The organism is Kitasatospora sp. NPDC085879, from assembly GCF_040686255.1.
In the GTDB taxonomy this organism is placed as follows: Bacteria; Actinomycetota; Actinomycetes; order Streptomycetales; family Streptomycetaceae; genus Kitasatospora.
Window position 1 is genome coordinate 1 of sequence record NZ_JBFBJZ010000201.1, and the last position, 1,302, is coordinate 1,302.

1 protein-coding gene is annotated in these 1,302 nt (G+C 72.9%); it reads right to left on the reverse strand.

What is annotated here, in order from left to right; translation table 11 throughout:
* Window positions 1-1,302, reverse strand: a 1,302-nt coding sequence (locus tag AB0P35_RS42155) for a PhoH family protein (RefSeq protein WP_363521919.1), incomplete at its 5' end; no start/stop codon positions are given.

The window sequence follows — 1,302 nt, forward strand, 5'->3', positions numbered from 1 at the left end:
CTACGGCTGAACGTCCTCCAGCATCTCGGTGACGAGGGCGGCGATCGGCGAGCGCTCGGATCGGGTCAGCGTGATGTGGGCGAACAGCGGATGCCCCTTCAGCTTCTCCACCACGGCGACCACGCCGTCGTAGCGGCCGACCCGCAGGTTGTCGCGCTGGGCGACGTCGTGGGTGAGGACCACCCGCGAGCCCTGGCCGATCCGGGACAGCACCGTCAGCAGGACGTTCCGCTCCAGGGACTGCGCCTCGTCCACGATCACGAAGGCGTCGTGCAGCGAGCGGCCGCGGATGTGGGTGAGCGGCAGGACCTCCAGCATCCCGCGGGAGATCACCTCCTCGATCACGTCCGGGGTGGTGACCGCCGAGAGGGTGTCGAAGACCGCCTGCGCCCAGGGGCTCATCTTCTCGGCCTCGCTGCCCGGCAGGTAGCCGAGCTCCTGGCCGCCGACCGCGTACAGCGGGCGGAACACCATCACCTTGCGGTGCTGCTGCCGCTCCAGCACGGCCTCCAGGCCGGCGCAGAGCGCCAGCGCGGACTTGCCGGTGCCGGCCCGGCCGCCCATGGAGACGATGCCGACCTCGGGGTCGAGCAGCAGGTCGAGGGCGACCCGCTGCTCGGCGCTGCGGCCGCGCAGGCCGAACGCCTCGCGGTCGCCGCGCACCAGGCGCACCCGGCCGTCGTGGGTGACCCGGCCCAGCGCCCGGCCGCGCTCCGACTGCAGGACGAGACCGGTGTGCACCGGGAGTTCGGCGGCGCCGTCGATCTCCACTGCGGCGTCGTGCGGCGCGCCGAACAGCGCGTCGACCTGGTCGCCGGGGACGTGCAGGTCCGTCATGCCCGTCCAGCCGGAGGTGATGGCGAGTTCGGCCCGGTACTCCTCGGCGAGCAGGCCGACCGAGCTGGCCTTGATCCGCAGCGGGAGGTCCTTGGAGACGACCGTGACGTCGTACCCCTCGGCCTGCAGGTTGCGGGCGACCGCCAGGATGCGGGTGTCCGCCTCGCCGCCCCCGGCCCGGTAGCCGGCCGGCAGGATCGACGGGTCGGAGTGGTTCAGCTCGACCCGGATGGTGCCGCCGAACTCACCGACCGGGATCGGCTCGTCGAGGCGGCCGTGGCGGACGCGGTAGTCGTCGAGGAGGCGGAGCGCCTGGCGGGCGAAGTAGCCCAGCTCCGGGTGGTGCCGCTTGGCCTCCAGCTCGGTGACCACGACCACCGGCAGGACGACCTCGTGCTCCTCGAAGCGGCCCATGGCGAGCGGGTCCGCCAGGAGCACGCTGGTGTCGAGAACGTACGTGCGCCG